General features: G+C 42.7%; 20 protein-coding genes and 1 other RNA gene. 6 read left to right on the top strand and 15 right to left on the bottom strand.

Annotated features, from left to right (window positions below):
• Positions 1-85: 85 nt before the first annotated feature.
• The gene (gene recA / locus B3143_RS05360) at positions 86-1,129 is read left to right on the top strand and encodes a recombinase RecA (RefSeq protein ID WP_004786150.1); all 1,044 of its coding nucleotides are present in this window, start codon (positions 86-88) and stop codon (positions 1,127-1,129) included.
• 75 nt (positions 1,130-1,204) lie between these two features.
• Positions 1,205-1,819, top strand: a complete 615-nt coding sequence (locus tag B3143_RS05355; RefSeq protein WP_286739770.1) for a regulatory protein RecX — start codon at positions 1,205-1,207, stop codon at positions 1,817-1,819.
• Positions 1,820-2,118: 299 nt separating this feature from the next.
• Here the strand turns inward: B3143_RS05355 and ffs are convergent.
• Positions 2,119-2,215, bottom strand: an RNA gene (gene ffs / locus B3143_RS05350) — signal recognition particle sRNA small type.
• Between the two features lie 295 nt (positions 2,216-2,510).
• Here ffs and B3143_RS05345 point away from each other — a divergent pair.
• Positions 2,511-3,314 (top strand): YbgF trimerization domain-containing protein, encoded by an 804-nt coding sequence (locus B3143_RS05345; RefSeq protein WP_286739769.1) that lies wholly within the window; start codon positions 2,511-2,513, stop codon positions 3,312-3,314.
• Positions 3,315-3,384: 70 nt separating this feature from the next.
• Here B3143_RS05345 and lpxA read toward each other — a convergent pair whose 3' ends face one another.
• From lpxA to rimO, 12 genes are all read right to left on the bottom strand, one after another.
• Positions 3,385-4,173, bottom strand: coding sequence for an acyl-ACP--UDP-N-acetylglucosamine O-acyltransferase (lpxA, locus tag B3143_RS05340; RefSeq protein ID WP_005235299.1), 789 nt, complete (start codon positions 4,171-4,173; stop codon positions 3,385-3,387).
• Positions 4,170-4,655, bottom strand: coding sequence for a 3-hydroxyacyl-ACP dehydratase FabZ (gene fabZ / locus B3143_RS05335; protein WP_171064833.1), 486 nt, complete (start codon positions 4,653-4,655; stop codon positions 4,170-4,172). The genes lpxA and fabZ overlap by 4 nt, the downstream gene beginning before the upstream one ends.
• A gap of 5 nt (positions 4,656-4,660) precedes the next feature.
• Positions 4,661-5,731, bottom strand: a complete 1,071-nt coding sequence (gene lpxD, locus B3143_RS05330) for a UDP-3-O-(3-hydroxymyristoyl)glucosamine N-acyltransferase (RefSeq protein ID WP_286739768.1) — start codon at positions 5,729-5,731, stop codon at positions 4,661-4,663.
• A gap of 3 nt (positions 5,732-5,734) precedes the next feature.
• A complete protein-coding gene (locus B3143_RS05325; RefSeq protein WP_286739767.1) occupies positions 5,735-6,226 on the bottom strand; it encodes an OmpH family outer membrane protein in 492 nt (163 codons plus the stop codon).
• Positions 6,227-6,306: 80 nt separating this feature from the next.
• Entirely contained in the window at positions 6,307-8,766 is a 2,460-nt protein-coding gene (gene bamA / locus B3143_RS05320) for an outer membrane protein assembly factor BamA (RefSeq protein ID WP_376746071.1), read from the bottom strand.
• Positions 8,767-8,849: 83 nt separating this feature from the next.
• Positions 8,850-10,205 carry an RIP metalloprotease RseP gene (rseP, locus tag B3143_RS05315; protein ID WP_104426204.1) on the bottom strand — a complete coding sequence of 452 codons (1,356 nt, stop codon included), beginning with the start codon at positions 10,203-10,205 and terminating at the stop codon, positions 8,850-8,852.
• A gap of 3 nt (positions 10,206-10,208) precedes the next feature.
• Positions 10,209-11,405 (bottom strand): 1-deoxy-D-xylulose-5-phosphate reductoisomerase, encoded by a 1,197-nt coding sequence (gene ispC, locus B3143_RS05310; RefSeq protein WP_286739765.1) that lies wholly within the window; start codon positions 11,403-11,405, stop codon positions 10,209-10,211.
• Complete coding sequence (locus B3143_RS05305; RefSeq protein WP_004786167.1) at positions 11,406-12,230, bottom strand: phosphatidate cytidylyltransferase; 825 nt, start codon at positions 12,228-12,230, stop codon at positions 11,406-11,408.
• 5 nt (positions 12,231-12,235) lie between these two features.
• On the bottom strand, positions 12,236-12,988 hold the full coding sequence (uppS, locus tag B3143_RS05300; protein WP_179992307.1) for a polyprenyl diphosphate synthase: 753 nt from the start codon (positions 12,986-12,988) through the stop codon (positions 12,236-12,238).
• Positions 12,989-12,995: 7 nt separating this feature from the next.
• Positions 12,996-13,550 carry a ribosome recycling factor gene (frr, locus tag B3143_RS05295; RefSeq protein WP_005235283.1) on the bottom strand — a complete coding sequence of 185 codons (555 nt, stop codon included), beginning with the start codon at positions 13,548-13,550 and terminating at the stop codon, positions 12,996-12,998.
• A 79-nt stretch (positions 13,551-13,629) separates the two neighbouring features.
• Positions 13,630-14,358: a UMP kinase gene (gene pyrH, locus B3143_RS05290; protein WP_004786170.1), complete on the bottom strand. Its 729-nt coding sequence runs from the start codon at positions 14,356-14,358 to the stop codon at positions 13,630-13,632.
• 46 nt (positions 14,359-14,404) lie between these two features.
• Positions 14,405-15,748: a 30S ribosomal protein S12 methylthiotransferase RimO gene (rimO, locus tag B3143_RS05285; RefSeq protein WP_004786172.1), complete on the bottom strand. Its 1,344-nt coding sequence runs from the start codon at positions 15,746-15,748 to the stop codon at positions 14,405-14,407.
• Positions 15,749-16,098: 350 nt separating this feature from the next.
• Between rimO and glnL the strand changes: the two genes are divergently transcribed.
• Entirely contained in the window at positions 16,099-17,208 is a 1,110-nt protein-coding gene (gene glnL, locus B3143_RS05280) for a nitrogen regulation protein NR(II) (protein ID WP_286739763.1), read from the top strand.
• The gene (gene glnG / locus B3143_RS05275) at positions 17,195-18,676 is read left to right on the top strand and encodes a nitrogen regulation protein NR(I) (protein ID WP_175967439.1); all 1,482 of its coding nucleotides are present in this window, start codon (positions 17,195-17,197) and stop codon (positions 18,674-18,676) included. The genes glnL and glnG overlap by 14 nt, the downstream gene beginning before the upstream one ends.
• A gap of 56 nt (positions 18,677-18,732) precedes the next feature.
• Here glnG and B3143_RS05270 read toward each other — a convergent pair whose 3' ends face one another.
• Positions 18,733-19,059 (bottom strand): hypothetical protein, encoded by a 327-nt coding sequence (locus B3143_RS05270; protein WP_286739761.1) that lies wholly within the window; start codon positions 19,057-19,059, stop codon positions 18,733-18,735.
• A gap of 184 nt (positions 19,060-19,243) precedes the next feature.
• The gene (gene mnmG / locus B3143_RS05265) at positions 19,244-21,124 is read right to left on the bottom strand and encodes a tRNA uridine-5-carboxymethylaminomethyl(34) synthesis enzyme MnmG (protein WP_286739773.1); all 1,881 of its coding nucleotides are present in this window, start codon (positions 21,122-21,124) and stop codon (positions 19,244-19,246) included.
• A 249-nt stretch (positions 21,125-21,373) separates the two neighbouring features.
• Between mnmG and B3143_RS05260 the strand changes: the two genes are divergently transcribed.
• Positions 21,374-21,745 carry a hypothetical protein gene (locus B3143_RS05260; protein WP_286739760.1) on the top strand — a complete coding sequence of 124 codons (372 nt, stop codon included), beginning with the start codon at positions 21,374-21,376 and terminating at the stop codon, positions 21,743-21,745.
• Positions 21,746-21,983 lie beyond the last annotated feature (238 nt).

Below are 21,983 nucleotides of genomic sequence, written 5' to 3'. Positions count from 1 at the left end.
TGTCACTATATTCCTGTGGAACGAAGCTCTAATGTAAGACATCCACTTGAGTACTAAGTTTGTGACATCGTATTGAGGTTGTAAGATGGATGAGAATAAAAACAAGGCGCTCAACGCTGCCTTAAGCCAGATTGAAAAACAGTTTGGTAAAAACACAGTGATGCGTCTTGGTGACAATACCGTGCAAGCAGTTGAAGCTGTATCTACTGGTTCTTTAACGCTTGATATTGCACTCGGTATTGGTGGTTTACCGAAAGGCCGTATTATCGAGATTTATGGTCCTGAATCTTCAGGTAAGACCACAATGACATTACAAGCAATTGCTGAATGTCAAAAAGCTGGCGGTACATGTGCATTCATCGATGCCGAGCACGCACTTGATCCTCAATATGCCCGTAAACTCGGTGTAGATATTGATAACCTGCTGGTTTCTCAGCCAGACAATGGTGAACAGGCACTTGAAATCGCTGACATGCTGGTACGCTCTGGTGCGATTGACCTGATCGTAGTCGACTCTGTTGCTGCATTGACGCCTCGCGCCGAAATTGAAGGCGAAATGGGTGACTCACATATGGGTCTACAAGCACGTTTGATGAGCCAAGCACTGCGTAAAATTACCGGTAATGCCAAGCGTTCAAACTGTATGGTGATTTTCATTAACCAGATCCGTATGAAGATTGGTGTAATGTTCGGTAGCCCGGAAACGACTACTGGTGGTAATGCACTGAAATTCTATGCTTCTGTACGTCTGGATATCCGCCGTATCGGTCAGGTGAAAGAAGGCGACGAGATCGTAGGTTCTGAAACCAAAGTCAAAGTTGTGAAAAACAAAATGGCGCCTCCATTCAGAGAAGCTCTGTTCCAGATTCTGTATGGTAAAGGTGTTAACCATCTTGGTGAACTGATTGACCTTGCAGTACAGCAAGAAATCGTTCAAAAAGCGGGTGCATGGTATTCATATCAAGGCGACAAGATTGGCCAAGGTAAGAACAATACTATCCGTTATCTGGAAGAACACAAAGAGCTGGCGGATACCATTGAAAAACTGATCCGTGAGCAACTGCTTACTACAGGCAAAGTAGTCGAAGATAAAGACGAAGAAGAACCAGCAGACTTTCTGGATGCATAGTCCTTAAACATCATAACAGAGCGCCCTAAGGGGCGTTTTTGTTATTATGGAATAGATATTTTAATCGAGATCAATATGTCAGACGCAAAATTCAGCAAACTTTTGGACTATGATGCGATTAAACAGCAGTTTGGTGATGCTGAAGATTCAGTCACTCCTGCACCTGTCGAGTCACAGAATTTGCCAGAATTTGATCCGGAAGATAGCTTATTTGGTAACTCCAATAAAGAGCAAAAGAAACCTGGTCTAACCGGCTCCCGTTTGCGTTCTTATGCCTTTGCTGTACTGACTCGCAAGGAATACTCCAAAGCTGAACTCATCGAAAAACTGGCGATTTATGCAGAAGATCGCAATGAAGTGGTCACTTTGGTTGAAGAACTATCTAGAGAAAACTATCAAAGTGATCAACGTGTCGCTGAAATCATGTTGTCGAGCCAAAAGCGCAAAGGCAAAGGCCCCAATCAGATTAAAATGAAGCTGAAAAGCAAAAAGATTGATACTGCCCTGATCAGTGAAGAACTGAAAGAAACGGACTGGGTACAACAGGCTTATGAACTGAAACTTAGAAAATATGGTCCAGAAGTGACGAAAGACCCAAAACTTAAAGCCAAACAGATCCGTTTTCTAATGTATCGTGGTTTTGAAATGGATGCGATCATGAAAGCGATTAGCCGCAAGGCCGAAGATTAATTCTTTTGTATTTGTGAAAAAATATGCTTAGGCTTTTTTTTATTTTCCTCTTTGCTATCCTGCTTAAATAGTTTCCCTTATTACAATTAATCTCAAACAGCAAAAAGCTTTCAAAAGCTCAAATTAAGATAATCTATTTTCATGATTGAATTTTAATGTTCCAAACAATTCAAGTATTCAAGGAAGTGGCATTAGATAGAAATTTAAAAGTAAATATTAAAGAAAGGGAAAACAATGAAGATTAAGATTGAAAATAAAGAGAGAATAGAGAAATTTTATAATTATAAATCTGGTGGCAACCCTACCAGCAAAGCTCCGGCACATCATAGATCTACTACCGTTGCTACCTTCCGGTCCTGGCGGGGTTCATAGAGTACAATTGCGAAGTAACCGGCAGGGCTACCATTACAGAAACAGAGTATAGAGATTTTTATTGAAGTTGCAAGGGCTGTATTTCAAATTTTCGGCATAAGCTATCCGTTTGATTATTTTAAAAACAATATGCCCCAAGATGCTGGTTTTTTAATATTCTTCACAATTAATTCATGAATATCGAAATTCACATGATCTTTGTAAAACCTTGTTGCAATTTCTAAAAATGCCGTTTTAAATGTGAAGCTATAAACGGGTTATCTCTTTTAGAATAAATGAGCTGCGGATACATAATCTCGCCAAAAATCATGGAACTTATATGATGTTTAAGAAACAGGTATTGTGTGCCCTCACTGCACTCTGTACAACCTCTCTTTTTGCTGCGATTCCTATCGAATCACGTGGACTCAGCCAAGGTGCTCAATCAAATAATATCAGCTCTCAATCTGCCATTGCTACAGGTGCAGATGCGCCTCAGACCAATACCAGCTGGCAGCTCATGCAAAAAAACCAGCAGCTTGAAAATGATCTACGCAGTTTACGTGGAAAAATCGAAGAACAAGAAAATGAGATTGAGAGATTAAAAAGCGAATTAACCAACCGCTATGCCGATCTGGATCAACGTCTTGAACTGTTGCAGCAAAAAATTGAACCTGCTGAAGATACTCCCGCGGAGGATAACCAACAGGATATTTCTCCCAGTTTAAGCTCTAATGCTCCTACGACCACTAATCAAACATCCACAACGCAACAGTCGAGTGAGCAGGAAAAAGCGGCTTATACTATTGCACTGGATGCCTATAAAAATGGTGGTGCAGCTAAAGCCATTGCGCCCATGCAGAATTTCATCAAGAATAACCCAAATAGCGTCTATATCAGCAATGCTCACTTCTGGTTAGCCGAATTCAACCTGTCCATTGATCCACCGAATTTTAATGAAGCAAAGAAGAATTATCTGATTGTGGTTGACCGCTATCCGAATTCTGCAAAAGCCTCTACTGCCCTTTATCAGCTTTATAATATTAGTAAGGATGTAGAAAAGAATGCTACTCTTGCTTCGCAATATAAAGCGAAACTACTCAAGAACTATCCGAAAGCTGAAGAAGTTAAATTTCTTAAGTAAAATATAAAGCCTCAAAATAAAAAAGACACCATGCAGGTGTCTTTTTTAATTCCAACTTCACTTCTATAACTTAACGCACAATGCCACGCTTTGATTGTTCAAGTGAATCAATCAGACGTTGGGCCTCAGAAACTTCTGGAAGAATCTCGTTACGGATTTTCTCAATAGCTTCCTGAGTCGTTAAGCCAGATTTATAAATCAGCTTAAAGGATTCACGTAAACCATTAATCACGTCTTTTGACCAGCCTTTACGACGCATGCCTTCAATATTCATGGCAAATGCATGGGCCGGGTTACCCGATACCATCACATAGGCAGGAACATCTTTCAGAATCAGTGAAGCACCACCAATCATGCTGTAAGAGTCAATTTTACAGAACTGGTGAATACCTGAGTTACCACCAATCACGACATAATCGCCTACGTGTACGTGACCCGCCACACCGACATTATTTGCAAAAATGTTATGATCACCAACCATACAGTCATGTGCAATATGCGTATTTACCATTAACAGGTTATGACTGCCAATCTTGGTAATACCTTTGTCCTGAACCGTACCACGGTGCAGACTGCAGTGTTCACGAATCTTATTATAATCACCAATTTCCAGCCAGGTTTCCTCACCTGCATATTTCAGATCTTGGCAGACCTCACCAACACTGGCGAACTGAAAAATTTCATTATGTTCACCAATACGTGTGAAACCACCTACCACGACATGTGAATGCAGTTTGGTACCAGCACCAATCGTGACATTTGGCCCAATAATACAATAAGGGCCAATCTGTACATCTGCAGCAATTACTGCAGATGCGTCAATGATGGCAGTTGGATGAATTAGGGGATTATTGCTCATGCCTGCTCGACTTTCAGATGGGAAACCATAATTTCCGCGGTTGTTGCGACAATGCCATCTACTGTGGCAATACAATTATATTTATAAATGCCACGTTTTTGCATCACTAATTCAGATTTAAGTACTAATTGGTCGCCAGCAACCACTTGTTTTTTAAATCGAACCTTTTCAGCGCCAGCAAAAAGGAATAATGAACCTTCTTTTGGAGTTTCATTATTCATGACAAAACCAAGGATACCTGAGATCTGTGCTAATGCCTCGACAATCAATACGCCTGGCATGATTGGATAGTTCGGAAAATGGCCTTGCAGAAACTCTTCATTAATTGAGACGTTTTTATAACCAACAATGCCATTTTCGGTAATATCGACAACGCGATCTACCAGCAGAAATGGATAGCGATGGGGCAAATATTCACGAATCTTTTGAATATTCATTGGCAATTCAGGCTTCGTGAATGTAGGCAAATTCGACTCTGTCATCATAATTATTTACGCAACTTAAATGTTGATTCAATGGACTCAATTTGAGATTGCATATGATCCAATCGTTTTACCAACTGGGTCAATGGCACATCTGCTAATTGTCTTAAGCGAACCACTGTGCGTTTCCATTGCTGATTAGGCAACAATCCCATGCCTGAAGAATAAGTACCTTCTTCAGTAATGTTATTTGTCACCATTGACATTCCTGTCAAGGTCACATTATCGGTGATATGTAGGTGTCCTGCTACCCCACAGGCCCCTGCGAGAATACAGTTTTTGCCAATCGTGGTACTACCGGCAATCCCGCATTTGGCTGCAATCGCAGTATTTTCACCAATCTTGACGTTATGGGCGATTTGCACAAGATTATCAATAACGACACCTTGTTCCAGAATTGTGTCATCCAGTGCACCCCGGTCAATACTACAGTTTGAGCCGATCCGGACATCATCTGCAATACGGACTGAACCCAACTGGGCAATCCGATGCCATTTCCCTTGATAAGGTGCGAAACCAAAACCTTCACTACCAATCACGGTATTGGCATGGATACGAACACGATTACCGATTTTTGTAGCACCTGTTAAAGTCACATGGGCATCAATAAAACAGTCCCGACCAATTTCAACCTGGTCGTCGATCTGAACGTGTGACTGGATAATCGTATTTTCACCTACCACACAATTCTCACCAATGATGGCATAGTGACCAATATAGGCATTGTCAGCAATGATGGCAGATGGATGAATTTGTGCGGTACTTTCAATTCCCTGAGTCGTATGCTTTTTCTCAAAAACGTGAGTCAGAATTGCAAAAGCCAGATAAGGGTTGGCCACGACAATGAAGTTCTGCTGGGAAGTTAGCTGCTCTTTTAATTCAGCAGTCACAATTAAAGCGCCCGCCTTACTCTGAGCTGCTTGTTCCAGATATTTATCTGCATTGACAAATGCAAGGTCATGAGAGGTTGCATTTTCAAGACTTGCCAAACCTCTCAAACATAAATCTGCCTGACCTACATACTCACCTTGGACAAGACGAGCGAGGTCAGCTAACTGAAGTTTTTGATGATTCATCGATTATTTAATTGCATTAACCTTTTGAATCATTTTATCAGTTAAATCATACTTCGCGTCATAAGCAAGTACGGAATTTTTATTTAAAACCACATCTAGCTTGTTTTCTTGGCGTAATTGTTCGGCAGCACGCTTCAGATTTCCTTCAAAAGCCTTATTTACACTTTGCATGCGCGTTTGCACAGTTGCCTGTACCTGTTGCTGCACACCTGCCAGTTGAGTCGCTTTACCTTCAAATTCTTTGGCTATTTTTTCACGTTCTGCTGGTGTTTTAGCAACCTGACCTTTTTGCTTGATTGCAGCAAGGTCTTTTTGAAACTGTGCAATCTGTGCGGTTTGCGGCTTGATTTCATTTTCCAGAGTGGCATTTTGCTGCTTTAAATAAGTACTGTTTTGTACCACTTTTTCCAGATCAACGATTCCATAATCATCTGCATGTGACAATGAAGTTAAACCCGCTAAAGCAATACCCATTGCCATCATCATTTTTTTCATGTTTTTACCCATTCAAAAAATTTTGCTCACAAAACCTGATGGCTTCATGAGCAAAATTTGTATTTAAGACCAAAGTCTTCTTAGAAAGTACGTCCAATTTCGAACTGAACATTTTGAGTTTCATCACCGTCTTTATCATTCAACGGGTATGCATAGCTCAGTGATAATGGACCAATCATGGTAATCCAGGTGAAACCAGCACCTACGCTATAACGCATATTGCCTGCATCGAAACCAAAGTTATCTTTACAGTACTGTTTACCACTCACCGAGCTGCCATTCACGAAAATATTATCATTAGATACATCACACTGAGTATCAAATACTTGAGCACCTTCAGCAAAGAGTACCGGACGAACCTGACGCGCCCAATCTCCCTTAAATGGAACAGGCAGAACTAACTCAGTACCAAATTGAACTAAAGCATTACCGCCCACTTCTTCTGGGGATGGATCAGTTCGGCCGATGTCAGAGAAATATACGCCTGGATATTTAGGACCTAAGGTACTGTTTTCATAACCACGTACTGAACCATAACCACCGGCATAGAAGTTCTTATAGAAAGGCAGGTCATTACCATAGCCTAAACGACCATAACCACGCAGAACAAAGTCTTTGCCTAAGGGGAAGAAAGCCTGAGCGTCATAAGTGAGCTTTTGATATTCCACATCACTACCTGGCAAAGCAATTTCTGCATTGACACGATGTGACATACCTGTGGTCGGGAACATTGGACGGTTCAAAGTATTATAAGACCAACCCAGATTCAGGTTATAGGTCAAGAAATCACCCTTAAACTCTTGACCATATGAAATAGTATCAAGTGGAGCACCATTTGCATCTACACAGTTGCCTGTTGCAGATTCAACCTGACCTGGACAGAAGTCACCACGCTTGGTTTCTTTACCACCATTACGTTCCAAATAGTCAGCCACATATGTAGATACATATGGCCCTGTGGTCACTTCAGTCTGGTCTATATTCAGACCCAGGCTTACACTCTGGTTCTCATCAATTGGATAACCAAAGTTGATACCACCGCCCAAGCTGTCTGTAACATAGTTGTTTACGTTATAGTCATCATCCAACTTTGTTTTACGGTAGTAAAGATTATAACCGCGACGTACACCATCAATCGTGAAGTACGGGTCCATTACACTCAAGTTATAATAATCTTGAGTTTCAGAACGTGACAGATCAATCGAAACGCTGTTCCCTGTACCCAGGAAGTTAGTCTGACTTAATCCAGCCTGGAACGTTACACCACCACTTTGAGAGAAACCAACAGCTAGAGTACTTGTACCTGAATGCTGCTCTTCAACTGCCACATTCAAATCAATCTGATCTGGTGATCCTGGAATACGAACAGGTTTGATATCAACTGTTTTGAAGAAACCAGTACGTTCTAAACGTACTTTAGACAGGTCAATCTTCTCATTGCTTGCCAGCGCACTTTCCATCTGGCGCATTTCACGACGCAATACCTCATCGGCAGTTTTAGAATTACCTGTGAAGTTGATCCGACGTACAGTCACTTGCTGACCTGGATTAATATAGTAGTTCAGGTCAACCTGTTTAGTTTCGTTATTAATCTGAGGTACAACATTTACTTCAGCATAGTAATAACCAGCATTACCATATTTACGTAGCAATAGCTGCTTGACCGCATTCACTCGTTCCTGAGAATAGGTATCGCCTTCTTTATATAATTGCAAAGCTTGTAGCTCTTCAGGTTTATAAAGCGCATCACCTAGGAATTTGGTTTGTCCAAACTTAAACTGTTCGCCTTCATTGACTGAAACTTCAATAAAGACATTCTTTTTATCTTCACTCAGGTTCAGACTTGAATTGGTAATATTGAAGTTGATGTAACCACGGTTCAGATACATCGCACGTAAGGCTTCTAGGCTCGCAGCCATTTTTTCACGTGCATAACGGTCATTACGCGAAATGACCGAGCTCCAGCCACTTTCTTTAACAGCGAATGCCTGTTTGATATCTGATTCTTTAAAAACAGTATTACCGATGATATTGATATCAAAAACTTTAGCGGCTTTACCTTCAACAAAATCGATCAACACTTCAACGCGGTTGTTTGGTCGCGGTGTCGTTGTTACCGTAATATCGGCATCATAACGACCTTGCTGCATATATTGCTGTTCCAGCTCGGTTTCAACTGTTTGCAGTGCAGATTTCTTCAGTACCTCACCTTCAGCTAGACCCATTTTTTTCAGGCCTTCCTCCAGCGCTTCCTTCGGAATTAGCTTATTGCCTTTCAGCTCGATTTTTGAAATTACCGGACGTTCTACTACCTGGAATACCAAGGTATTGCCCTGTTGAACGGCTTTAATGTCATCAAATAGCCCAGATGCATACAGGCTACGAATCGCATTGGCAATGATCGGATCATTCACCCGGTCACCACTGTTGATTGGCACCAAGCCGTACACATTTTCTGGAGTTAAACGTACCAATCCATCAAATTTTATATCTTGTACAATGAAGTCTTCTGCCGCATATACTTGTTGTGCTACTGCCATTGCACTAACGAGTGCCAAAGGCATAAATAAATGTGTGTGCTGCATGCCAGTCTTTTCCGCTGTTAATTATTCCATTTACGTTATTATAAACGCATAAAGTCATTAAATAATGCCAAAAGCATCATACTGCCGAGCAGTACCATACCAATTTTTAATCCAACCAATTGTATTTGTTCAGAAACAGGTTTACCACGAATTAATTCGATAAAATAATAAACCAGATGTCCGCCATCAAGCATTGGGATTGGCAATAAGTTTAATATCCCTAAACTTACACTCATTAGCGCCATAAAGGAAATAAAAGTTTCCCAACCCATTTCCGCGCTTTGTCCCGCCACTTTGGCAATGGTAATCGGGCCAGAAAGATTATCCAGACCAATCAGACCACGTACCATTTTGACGATCGAGTTCAAAATCATTGAAGACAGATGTGCTGTCTTGTCAAAGGCCATCACCATCGCCTCAACAGGCGTATAGTGAATCGTCTGTTTATATTCAGCAGGAATTGTCACCTTGCCCGGATCACTTTGAACTCCGAGCATACCGGTTACATTCCCCATATTGTCACGTTTGCCTTGCGGCATGACTTGAAGATGCACGACCTGATTACCACGTAATACATCTATCTTAAGTAATTTTTCTGGTGATGCCTGTACAACCTGTACCACATCGAACCAGTCTTTCATCTGTACACCATCAATGGCCAGAATCTTGTCACCTTCTTTAAGACCCTGACGAATGGCTGCCCCATCTTCACTCAGTTTGCTCACTACAGCCGGAATTTCCGGACGATATGGCAAGAAACCTAGTGTATCAAGGGGTGACTGACTTTGATCTTTAAGAAAGTCTTGAATTGGTAACTGGAATATCTTGTTTTCACCCGCACGGTCTGCCTGAATCGAGACCACACCAGTTTCACCCACACGATCCACCAAGGCATAACTCAGTTTTTCCCAAGTTTCGACTTGCGCACCATCTACAGCGACAATCTTGTCACCCGGCTGCATCTGTACTGCGGCTGCCGGTGTGTTTGGTAAGACCTTGCCTACGCGAGTATTAAGCTGTTCTTGTGCAGGTAAAAAAAGCACCCAAAACAGGACAACGGCTAAAAGCAGGTTAATGAGAGGACCCGCAGCAACGATGGCAATACGTTTCCAAGGATGCTGACGGTTAAAGGCTTTAGGCAAGTCTTCTTCTGCCACACTGCCTTCACGCTCGTCTAGCATTTTGACATAGCCACCCAAAGGTAAAGCTGAAAGCTGATATTGGATACCGGATTTTTTAGAAGTCCATTTTAGGAGGGTTGGCCCAAAACCAATGGAATAGACCAGTACTTTAACGCCCAGTTTACGTGCCACAATGTAGTGACCAAACTCGTGAATCGCAATTAAGGGACCGAGTAATAGGATTGCGGCTGCAATAATAAACAAGGCGTTCATGTCTTAACTTCCTTTATTCACAACATATTGCTGTGATAAACCTCGTGCTGTGTGATCTGCATGCAGGATAGTATCCAGATCGTGTGCTGGTTGATTGTCCATCTGATTCAGGACAGTTTCAACCACCTGAGGAATTTGGGTAAATCTGATTTGCTGATTTAAAAATGCAGCAACTGCAATTTCATTGGCCGCATTCAAAATTGTAGGCGCAATTCCACCACTCTTCATGGCTTGACGTGCTAATTTCAGTGCCGGAAAACGCACCACATCCGGTTCCTGGAAATTCAGCTGTGAATGCTTAAACAAATCCAGAGCCGGGATATGGGTACTAATCCGTTGTGGCCATGCCAAAGCATGTGCAATTGGCGTGCCCATATCCGGGTTACCCATTTGTGCCAATGTCGACCCGTCCACATATTGCACCATGGAATGAATAATACTCTGTGGATGCACAATAACTGTAACAAATTGTTCTTGAACTGCAAACAAATGACACGCTTCGATAAGTTCCAGCCCTTTATTCATTAAAGTAGCTGAATCTACAGAAATTTTTTGCCCCATTGACCAGTTTGGATGTTTGCAGGCTTGAGCAGGCGTCACATCATGCAATTGTTCAAGAGAATGATTCAAGAATGGACCGCCAGAAGCAGTCAGTAAAATCTGATGAACACCGAGCTTAGGTTGACCATTACGTTCGGCATCAAAGTAGTTTTGAGGCAGGCACTGGAAAATCGCATTATGTTCAGAGTCGACTGGCAATAATAATGCACCATAATCTCGCGCAGCTTGCATCATGATGTCGCCGGACATGACCAAGGTTTCTTTATTGGCCAATAGGACACGCTTACCCGCTTTGACTGCAGCCAATGTAGGAAGCAGGCCCGCCGCCCCGACAATTGCTGCCATCACGATATCAACATCCGCATGCTCTGCGACTGAAATTAAGCCTGCTTCGTCCTGAAGAATTTCGATATCTGATAAGCCCTGTACTTGTAGCAGCTGAGAAAGCTCATCAACTTTATTTGCAGGCACTACAGCCACTTTAGGACGGTACTGCTGACAGATTTCTGCCAGCTCAGTAATACGACTTTGCGCTGTCACAGCGAAAACCGAGTAAGCTTCAGGATGTTGCTGCAAAATTTTTAAAGTACTTTGACCAATTGAACCTGTAGCACCCAGTATACAAACAGCTTGTGACATTTATAAATCTACGCCAATAAGTTTTAAAACATATATGCCTGTTGCAAAGATAGGAGCTGCAGCAAGCAAAGAATCAATACGATCTAGTACACCACCATGACCCGGCAAAATACGGCCCGAATCCTTGATTCCAGCACGGCGCTTGATCATGGATTCAAACAGGTCACCTAGCACTGAACTAAATACGGTAATAACAGAAAGGATCAGGAACAGACATAGCTCTGGCCAGGTCATATCCAGATAAAGTGAAGCAACGGCAACCACGATGAGCATGGAGGTAAGAATACCACCGTATAAGCCTTCTACCGACTTGTTTGGGCTGACATTTGGTGCGAGTTTTTTCTTGCCGAACTTGCGTCCAACAAAGTAAGCACCACTGTCTGCACCCCAAACCAGCAGGAACAGGTACATCAACCACCACGGGGAGTTTAGCCAAACCGAGAAGATTGCTGTAACAGCAGCAGAAACCAGCACAATCCCGATGCCATGCAAGCTGACATTGTACCAGCCATCATAATCAGGATAGGTTTTAACCCAGTAGATACTCAGCAACCAGGTCAGAATAGATGCCGACCATAATAATAAGGCTACATCCCAATAGTATAAAGCCAGTGCAGATAAGGCTGCAGTCAGTAGACCATAGCCCCACGCCACTGGCTTGATTACATTTTTACATTTTCGCGGCATGAGTTTAAACCACTCATAGCCTGCCACCCCGGCAGCCACAACCATCAATGCGAACATTGGATATTGTGATTTGGTCGCAAACATACAGCTCAGTACGACTGCAACCAGCACCAATGCGGTTATAATCCGCTCAAACATGTGTATTAATTCTCAAGTCTTTCTTGAAGAATCTGCTCTGATGTTTTACCGAAACGACGTTCGCGCCCGCCAAATACAGCAAGTGCGTCATCGAATTCCTCTACGGTAAATTCTGGCCATAAGGTCTCAGTAAAATACAGCTCTGCATATGCTGCCTGCCAGAGCAGGAAATTGGACAGGCGGAAATCTCCACCGGTACGAATCAGCAGATCAACAGGCGGCAAGTCACTCAAACTGACATATTGACCGAACACATCAGTATCAATTGCTTCAAGATCTAATTTATTTGTTAAAACATCCGCAGCAATCTGCTTCGCAGCTTGTGCCATGTCCCACATTCCACCATAGCTGATTGCAATGGTAAGCGTCATACTATCGAAATTAGCAGTCCTTTGTTCTGCTTGCAACATCAATGCTTGCAATTCAGGAGATAAACGCGACCGATCACCAATAAAACGTAAAGCAATATTAAATTTTTGCATACGTGGCAACTGTTCATGAATCGTGTCTTCCAACAACTTCATGAGCAAGTCGACCTCATATTGGGGACGGTTCCAGTTTTCGCTAGAGAATGCAAAGACCGTTAAAGCCTGGATATTTCTTTTTCTACAATGTTCAACAATCGGGTCTAGAACCGTTTTTCCTTCACGGTGTCCATCGCCTTTCTGCATCTGATTTTTTTTGGCAAAACGATTGTTGCCATCCATGATGATGGCAACATGTTTTGGAAGACGGGAATTTTCTTCAGAAGCGGTCATTGATGAATTAAACCTTCATCAATTCAGCTTCTTTCGCAGCCAAGCGCTTGTCAACTTCAGCAACAAATTTGTCTGTGATTTTCTGAATTTCGTCAGATGCACGACGTTCATCATCTTCAGAAATTTCTTTTTCTTTCAACAATGCTTTGATGTCACCCAATACATCACGACGGATATTACGGATCGCAACTTTGGCATTTTCAGCTTCGTTACGTGCAACTTTCTGCATGTCACGACGAGTTTCTTCAGTCAACGCTGCCATTGGTACACGGATCGCGTCAGCAGTAATCGGGTTCAAACCAAGATCAGACTCACGGATCGCCTTATCAATCGCAGCAACCATTGAACGTTCAAATGGTTGAACCAGCAATGTACGTGAATCTTCCACGCCTACGTTTGCAACCTGATTCAATGGCACATCAGAGCCGTAGTAAGGAACCATGACGCCGTTCAAAATTGATGGATGCGCACGTCCGGTACGAACTTTTGCGAAACCATGTTCTAACGAGTCAAGAGACTTGTTCATACGCTCTTCTGCGTCTTTTTTAAGATCGTTAATCATATGATCTTCCTTACTTAATTCTTAAAAGATGTATTTACTAAATTAGGAGGTAGTATAAAGGGCTTTGTAGCTCACGTCATTAATTGGTGACGTGAGTTCCTTCTTTTTCACCCATCACCACTGAAAGCAATGCGCCAGATTTGTTCATGTCAAATACTTGGAGTGGCACATTGTGGTCACGACATAAGCAGATCGCAGTTAAATCCATGACGCCCAACTTCTCGTCCAGCACCTGATCAAATGTCAAAGTATCGTATTTCACGGCATCTTCGTATTTGCTTGGATCTTTGTTGTAAACACCATCAACTTTAGTTGCTTTCAGGATCAGGTCAGATTCAATCTCGATACCACGCAAGCATGCTGCTGTATCCGTAGTAAAGAACGGATTACCTGTACCCGCAACAAATACGCACACTTCACCTTGAGTCAGATGACGAATCGCATCACGGCTAGAATAAGATTCGACCACTGCACCAATCGGTAATGCAGACATCAAACGGGTTTTGATATTACGGCGTACCAAAGCATCACGTAATGCCAGACCGTTCATGACAGTCGCCAACATACCCATCTGGTCACCGGTTACACGACCAACAAGACCGTCTTTTTGCAACTGGCTACCACGGTACAGGTTACCGCCGCCAACCACGATACCGACCTGTACACCCAAACCCACGAGATGCGCAATAGAAAGTGACATCTGATCGAGTACTTGTGCATCGATACCCATGTCCTTGTTTCCTGCCAGTGCTTCACCAGATAGCTTTAGCAGGATGCGACCAAATCGTGGCTTTTTAGAATCCAACATCATCAAACTCCAAATTATTTAATCTAAATTCTTTTAATTCAAAATCTTAAGCAGACTTGATTGAGATCAGTTTGGCAAATAAATCATATTCATCTGCATCAGTGATTTCGACTTCAAGCAAATCCCCTGCCTTAATCACACTTTTGTCGATATCTTCAACAAAAACATTACCATCAATTTCAGGCGCATCCGCATATGAGCGCGCTACAGCAACCGGGAATTCTTCTTCCAGGTCATCGACTAGCACCGTCATTTTCTGGCCAATACGTTTTTGTAGCTTCGCTGCTGAAATTTCCTGCTGAACCTGCATGAAACGTTCATAACGCTCCTGCTTGATCTCTTCCGGCACATGGTCTGGAAGATCATTCGCCGTCGCACCTTCAACTGGTGAGTAAGTAAAACAGCCCACGCGATCCAGTTGTGCTTCTTTCAGCCAGTCCAGAAGCATCTGGAAATCTTCTTCAGTTTCGCCCGGGAAACCCACCACAAATGTAGAACGGATGACTAGGTCAGGACATTTCTCACGCCAAACTTTTAAACGCTCCAGTGTATTTTCACTGTGAGCAGGTCGTTTCATCAGCTTCAGGATTCTTGGGCTAGCATGCTGGAATGGAATATCCAGATAAGGCAGGATTTTGCCTTGAGCCATCAAATCAATCACGGCATCTACGTGTGGATATGGATAGACATAGTGCAGACGCACCCAGATGCCCAATTGACCCAATGCTTCACACATGTCATAGAATTTGGTTTTAACTGGCTGGCCGTTCCAGAAATCCAGTTTGTATTTGGTGTCGACGCCATAAGCAGAAGTATCTTGGGAGATCACGAGTACTTCTTTGACACCTGAACGTTTCAGTGCTGCAGCTTCTTCAAGCACAGAACCGACTGGACGAGATACCAGATCACCACGCATACTTGGAATGATGCAGAAGGTACAACGATGGTTACAGCCTTCCGAAATTTTCAGGTATGCATAATGTTTAGGGGTTAAACGGATACCCTGCTCAGGCACCAGATCAATAAATGGATTGTGTTTTGGCGGTTCAGGGACATATTCATGTACCGCATCCATCACTTCTTCATAGGCCGCTGCACCTGTCACTTTCAGGACATTCGGGTGCATTTGGCGAATTTTATCTTCGTCTTTTCCTAGACAACCTGTTACGATGACACGACCATTCGCGCTCATCGCTTCACCGATAGCATCTAAAGACTCTTGTACTGCAGATTCAATAAAACCACAGGTATTTACTACTACTAAATCAGCACCGTCATAATCCGATGCGACATCATAACCTTCAGTCTTTAACTGAGTTAAAATTCGTTCAGAATCTACCAATGCCTTAGGACAACCTAAAGATACAAAACCGACTTTGGGGGACTTCATGAATCTGCGCTCCACTAGAATGCGCGTATTGTATGTCTTTTCGCATCATAAAAATAGTTGAAATGGCCACTCTTTGCATCACGCACTAAAATAACGCCATAAAATATTCAATATAAAAGCTTATGCACCAAAATGAATCATTTTAGGTTTACAGCCTCAATTTAATCCGTTATACCTGAGTTTGATTGGGCATCCCCGTCAGATTTCGTGCATTTTTCAGCAAAATTTTAACAAGAGTTCTAAAGTTGGCGTGCATCTTGCTTAATTTGCCTCAAATCTGAACTTTGAAATTGTTATTTTGCTTTATGAAGATGCCATTGCGCCATTTTAATACAGGAAAACCACCGCTAATGGATCAGCCTCATTCCATCGATTATCGCCTTTTGGTGGACAACCTGACCACTGCCATTATGCTGGTTGATAGCCAACTGAATATTTATTACTTAAATACAGCCTGCGAGGCTATGTTTGATGTCAGCCTGTTACGCGCATCAGGCACGCCGGTCTTAAATATACTGCAAGCGCCAACAGATGAATTCAATACTGAAGAATCTCTATATAACACGCTGCATACTGGCCAACCTTATACTCGCCGTGAGGCGACGATCATCGTCAACTTTAAAGACATTCATGTGGACTATACGGTTTCCCTGCTCAATGCGGGCAAGCCAAATCATCCTTTATTGCTGATCGAGCTGAATCAGCGTGACCGTATGCTGAAAATCTCACGTGAAGAAAACTATATTCAACAGCACCAGGTCGCGCGTCAGTTGATTCGTGGCGTGGCACATGAGATCAAGAATCCACTCGGTGGCATCCGCGGTGCAACACAGCTTCTGGCACGTAGCCTTGAAGATCCAAAATATAAAGAGTTCACTGACATTATTATTAGTGAAGTGGATCGCCTGAGAAATCTGGCAGATAGCATGCTCGGTTCACGCCAGTTACCAAGCTATGAAATGGTCAATGTGCATGAGCCTTTAGAACGTGTCCGTTCACTGATTGTAAATCAGACTAAAAAGAAAATTAAAATTACCCGGGACTATGACCTGTCCCTGCCGGAAGTTCTGGCAGATCGCGATCAGCTCATTCAGGTCATGCTAAATATCTGCGTGAATGCCGTTCAGGCGATGACAGAAAATAAAGACTTCTTTATCGAGCATCAACCGGAACTTAATTTAAGAACCCGGATTCAGCGTCTTTATACCATTAGTGGTGTAATTCACCGATCTGTGGTTCGAATTGACATTGAAGATAATGGTCCGGGTGTTCCAGACGATATTATCGAAGCCGTGTTCTACCCGCTGGTGACCAGCCGTGCCAAAGGAACCGGACTAGGTCTTAGCATTGCTCAAAATATTATGCATCAACATAACGGAATGATTGAATGCCAGTCAGTTCCAGGAAAAACTGTATTTAGCTTATTTTTACCTTGGGAGTCAGATCATGTCGCGAAATAAAATATGGGTGATTGATGACGATCGTGCCATGCGTTGGGTACTAGAAAAAACATTCAAAGAAGAAGGTTTCGACGTCACCAGTTTTGAAGAAGCCCAGTCAGCACTTGATCAGTTGGGTGTCGATGCACCTGATGTGATTCTTACCGATATCCGTATGCCGGGTATTGATGGTTTGACCTTTTTAGGCAAAGTAAAAAATACCAATCCTGATCTGCCAGTTATTATTATGACGGCGCATTCAGATCTGGAATCGGCGGTATCCAGTTATCAAACGGGTGCTTTTGAATACCTGCCAAAGCCATTTGATATTGATGAAGCATTGGCACTGGTTAATCGTGCGATTTTGCATATCACCAAATTACAGCAGCAAGAATCTGCTAAATCTGCACCAACGATTCAGTCAACTGAGATCATTGGTGAATCGCCTGCGATGCAGGAAGTGTTCCGTGCGATTGGTCGTTTGTCTCAATCACATATTACCGTGCTGATTAATGGTGAATCGGGTACAGGTAAAGAACTGGTCGCGCATGCCCTACACCGCCATTCACCTCGTAGTAATAAACCATTTATTGCACTAAACATGGCTGCAATTCCAAAAGACCTGATTGAGACTGAATTGTTTGGTCATGAAAAAGGCGCTTTTACCGGTGCAAATACGCAACGTCAAGGCCGTTTTGAACAGGCCAACGGCGGTACGCTATTCCTGGATGAAATTGGCGACATGCCTTTTGAAACACAAACACGTTTGTTACGTGTCCTAGCTGATGGTGAATTCTATCGCGTTGGTGGTCACATTCCGGTTAAAGTTGATGTACGTATTGTCGCTGCAACCCACCAGGATCTGGAAAAGCTAGTACATGATGGTCGCTTCCGTGAAGACTTATATCACCGTCTAAACGTGATTCGTATTCATATTCCTAAACTGGCGCATCGCTCTGAAGATATTCCGATGCTGGCACAGCATTTCCTCGCGCGTGCAGGTAAAGAACTGGGTGTAAATCCTAAAATCTTGCGCCCTGAAACTCAGGAATATATGCAAAAGCTGCCTTGGCAAGGGAACGTGCGTCAGCTTGAAAATACCTGTCGCTGGCTCACAGTGATGATCACAGGCCGTGAAGTTTATCCAGAAGATCTACCACCTGAATTGAAGCAAATTCCAATTCAGCAGCAGGATCCGGGCACTCCAATTCCCAACCTGAATCAAATTGCACCGCATCACTGGGATGAATTATTAGGTCAATGGGCGATCCAGAAACTGAAAAACGGCGAAATGAAGCTGTTAGATGTGGCCACACCAATGTTTGAACGCACTCTGATCAATGCTGCACTACAACAAACCCGTGGTCGTAAGCGTCATGCAGCCGAACTATTAGGTTGGGGACGTAATACACTCACTCGTAAGCTGAAAGAACTCGGTATGGACAGTGCGGATGACGATGAAGTAGAAGAAGTCGAAGGCCAGGCCTGAAATTAAAAAAGCACCCAAGGGTGCTTTTTTATTGCTTATATATAGTAATGAGATTCTTACACTGTTAAACCGATATAACGCGAACAACCTGCTGCACCCAAATCAGATTTTAAAATCAGATAATTCGGATAAGTACTTGTGGTAATTTCTTCGAACATGTTGACGATGTCATCATTGGCATGCAGCTCATCTACTGTCTTTCGCATAGTTTGCTCAAATTCATCGGTAATGTATTCAAAACCGATATCCATGGCAATAAATAAGGTATGTTCACAGGGTTGAACATACTGTTCTTCTTGCCAGTTAATAATCTCTTGGTGGCAATGTGGGCAGGCAATATGATCGGTGGCTTGGATGTCGAGTTCTACAAGTTGATATGGCATCTTTAATATCTAAAATTAGGACCTTCATTATTTTAACAAACGATTGAATATGAAATCTAATTATTATAAACAGATCTTTCCCTCTCCTTTTAGGGGAGGATCAGGGAGAGGTAGATTTTAAAACAACAGTTCTATTCCACAATAAAAAACCCGCACTTAGCGGGTTTTCTATTACTTCATGATCTTAAGCAGATTTTTTCGCTTGAGCATTTTTACGAATAGTGATCATCACCAGTTGAACCGCTGCTGGTGTTACACCTGGAATGCGACTTGCCTGAGCAAGTGTTTCAGGACGAATATCTTTCAGCTTCAAGGTAATTTCACGAGAAAGACCAGAAACAACATCGTAATCAAAATCAGTAGGAATACGAGTTTCTTCCAGACGTTTCATTTGCGCAACGTCTTGATGCTGACGGTTGATATAACCTTCGTATTTCACTGCAATCTCAATCTGATCACCCACTTGTGGTGAAACTTCAGAACCTGTGAGCTCTGCAATTTGAGCGAAGGTGATGTTTGGACGCTTGAGCAGATCAATTGCAGAACATTCTTTAGAAAGATCAGCACCAGTCATTTCTACGAATTTTTTACCCATTGGGTTGTTTGGTGCAGCCCAAAGATGTTGCAAACGACCTGTTTCTTTCTCTACAGCTTCCATTTTTTCACAATAAGCTGCCCAACGTTCGTCATCTACCAGACCCATTTCACGACCGATTGATGTTAAACGTTGATCAGCATTGTCTTCACGCAGCATCAACCGGTATTCCGCACGTGATGTGAACATACGGTACGGTTCTTTAGTACCTAAAGTAATCAGGTCATCAACCAGTACACCCATGTATGCTTCATCACGTTTTGGTGTCCATTGCTCCTGATCCCATGCGCGACGTGCCGCGTTCAGACCTGCAAGCAAACCTTGAGCACCCGCTTCTTCATAACCTGTTGTACCGTTGATCTGACCAGCAAAGTACAGATTATTGATCGCTTTGGTTTCCAAAGTGAATTTCAACGCTTGCGGGTTAAAGTAATCGTATTCAATCGCATAACCCGGACGAAGAATATGTGCATTTTCCATACCACGGATTGAGCGTACCAGTTCAAACTGCACATCAAATGGTAAAGAAGTTGAAATACCGTTTGGATAAAGCTCATGTGTATCCAGGCCTTCAGGCTCAAGGAATACTTGGTGTGAGTCTTTATCCGCGAATTTATGAATTTTATCTTCAATCGATGGGCAATAACGTGGACCTACACCCTCAATCACACCAGTGTACATTGGTGAACGGTCTAAACCGCCGCGAATGATCTCATGAGTACGTTCATTGGTATGTGTAATATAGCAATTCACCTGTTCAGGGTGCATAGATACATCACCCATAAATGACATGGTCGGAGATGGGAAATCACCCGGCTGTGGAGTCATTACAGAGAAATCAACTGAACGCGCATCGATACGTGGTGGTGTACCCGTTTTTAAACGACCAACAGGCAAGTTCAATTCACGTAAACGGTGCGCCAGAGAGATTGACGGCGGATCACCAGCACGACCACCTGAAGCATTGTTTAGACCAATGTGAATTACACCACCCAAGAATGTACCCGCAGTCAGCACCACAGTTTTCGCATCAAAGCGAATACCCATTTGGGTCACGACACCTTTAACGGTATCACCTTCAACAATCAGGTCATCTGCCGCTTGCTGGAAGATGTCCAGATTTGCCTGGTTTTCCAGAGTTTCACGAATTGCCGCTTTATAACGTACACGGTCAGCCTGCGCACGAGTTGCACGAACTGCTGCACCTTTGCGTGAATTCAGAATACGGAATTGAATACCACCTTTATCGGCAGCCAGTGCCATCGCACCGCCCAAGGCATCAATTTCACGCACTAAATGTGATTTACCGATCCCGCCAATGGCCGGGTTACAGCTCATCTGCCCTAAAGTCTCAATGTTATGAGTTAAGAGCAATGTCTGTCGACCCATACGTGCTGCAGCCAGTGCTGCTTCCGTACCTGCGTGACCGCCACCGATAACAATGACATCGTATACTTTAGGATAGTGCATAGTGGTAAATAGAGAGATAGAAAAAGGATAGCTGAGCATTATAGCAAACTTCCTTCCAAAGTTGACAAAATCACTTGAATTTATCCTTCGGAATTTACCCTGCCAGCCAATAAAGCAATGTAATTAAACTTTGCAGACTTACTATATAAATTAAACATCTAAACTCAAAAAGTTACCCGACTCATATTGTTTAATATTGATTAGTTTTTAATCTATAAAGTGGTCACATTACAAACAAAGGTATACATGATGAATAAGAATATTTTCCTAGCAACAGCGCTCTGCGGTCTATGTTTCGCTCCATTTGCAGCCTCAGCAAATGATAAAGTCGAGAAGGTTTATAATGCCCAAAAATACCAGCAAGTTTGTAAAGGTAAATCAGAGGGTGCTCCTGTAAGTTTTGCTTACCGCGGTATTATCTGGAATGGTACCTGTCAGCAACAGTTCTTCCCTTCATCATCAACCAATATCAAAGGCGATGAACCCGAACTTTATACATCTTGTAGTTCAGGCGGCGAAACTTCTGCAACCATTAATGGCACTCAGATCAATGGTAAATGTGCATTAGGCTTTACCCCTCCACGTCCACGGTCACAAATGCAGTCTCAGCCACGGATGTAACAAGATATGCAGTCTCAACCGCAAATGCAAACTCAGCCTCAAACCCCATCTCAATCAGGGATGTAAATCACTATATAGCTGATTAAATATATTTTTAATCATAAACTTAACGGGTAAAATGCATAAATTTTACCCGTTTTTATATTGCTAGGACTTACGCATTGAGGGATTTAAAAAAGTCTCAAACTACTTTATAACGTATCTGTGATCAGACGAACTAAACATGCTTCTACAGCAA

Origin of the sequence: Acinetobacter sp. UBA1496 (assembly GCF_002324975.1) — a bacterium.
Taxonomy (GTDB): domain Bacteria; phylum Pseudomonadota; class Gammaproteobacteria; order Pseudomonadales; family Moraxellaceae; genus Acinetobacter; species Acinetobacter variabilis.
This window is presented reverse-complemented; position numbering and strand designations above follow the sequence as displayed.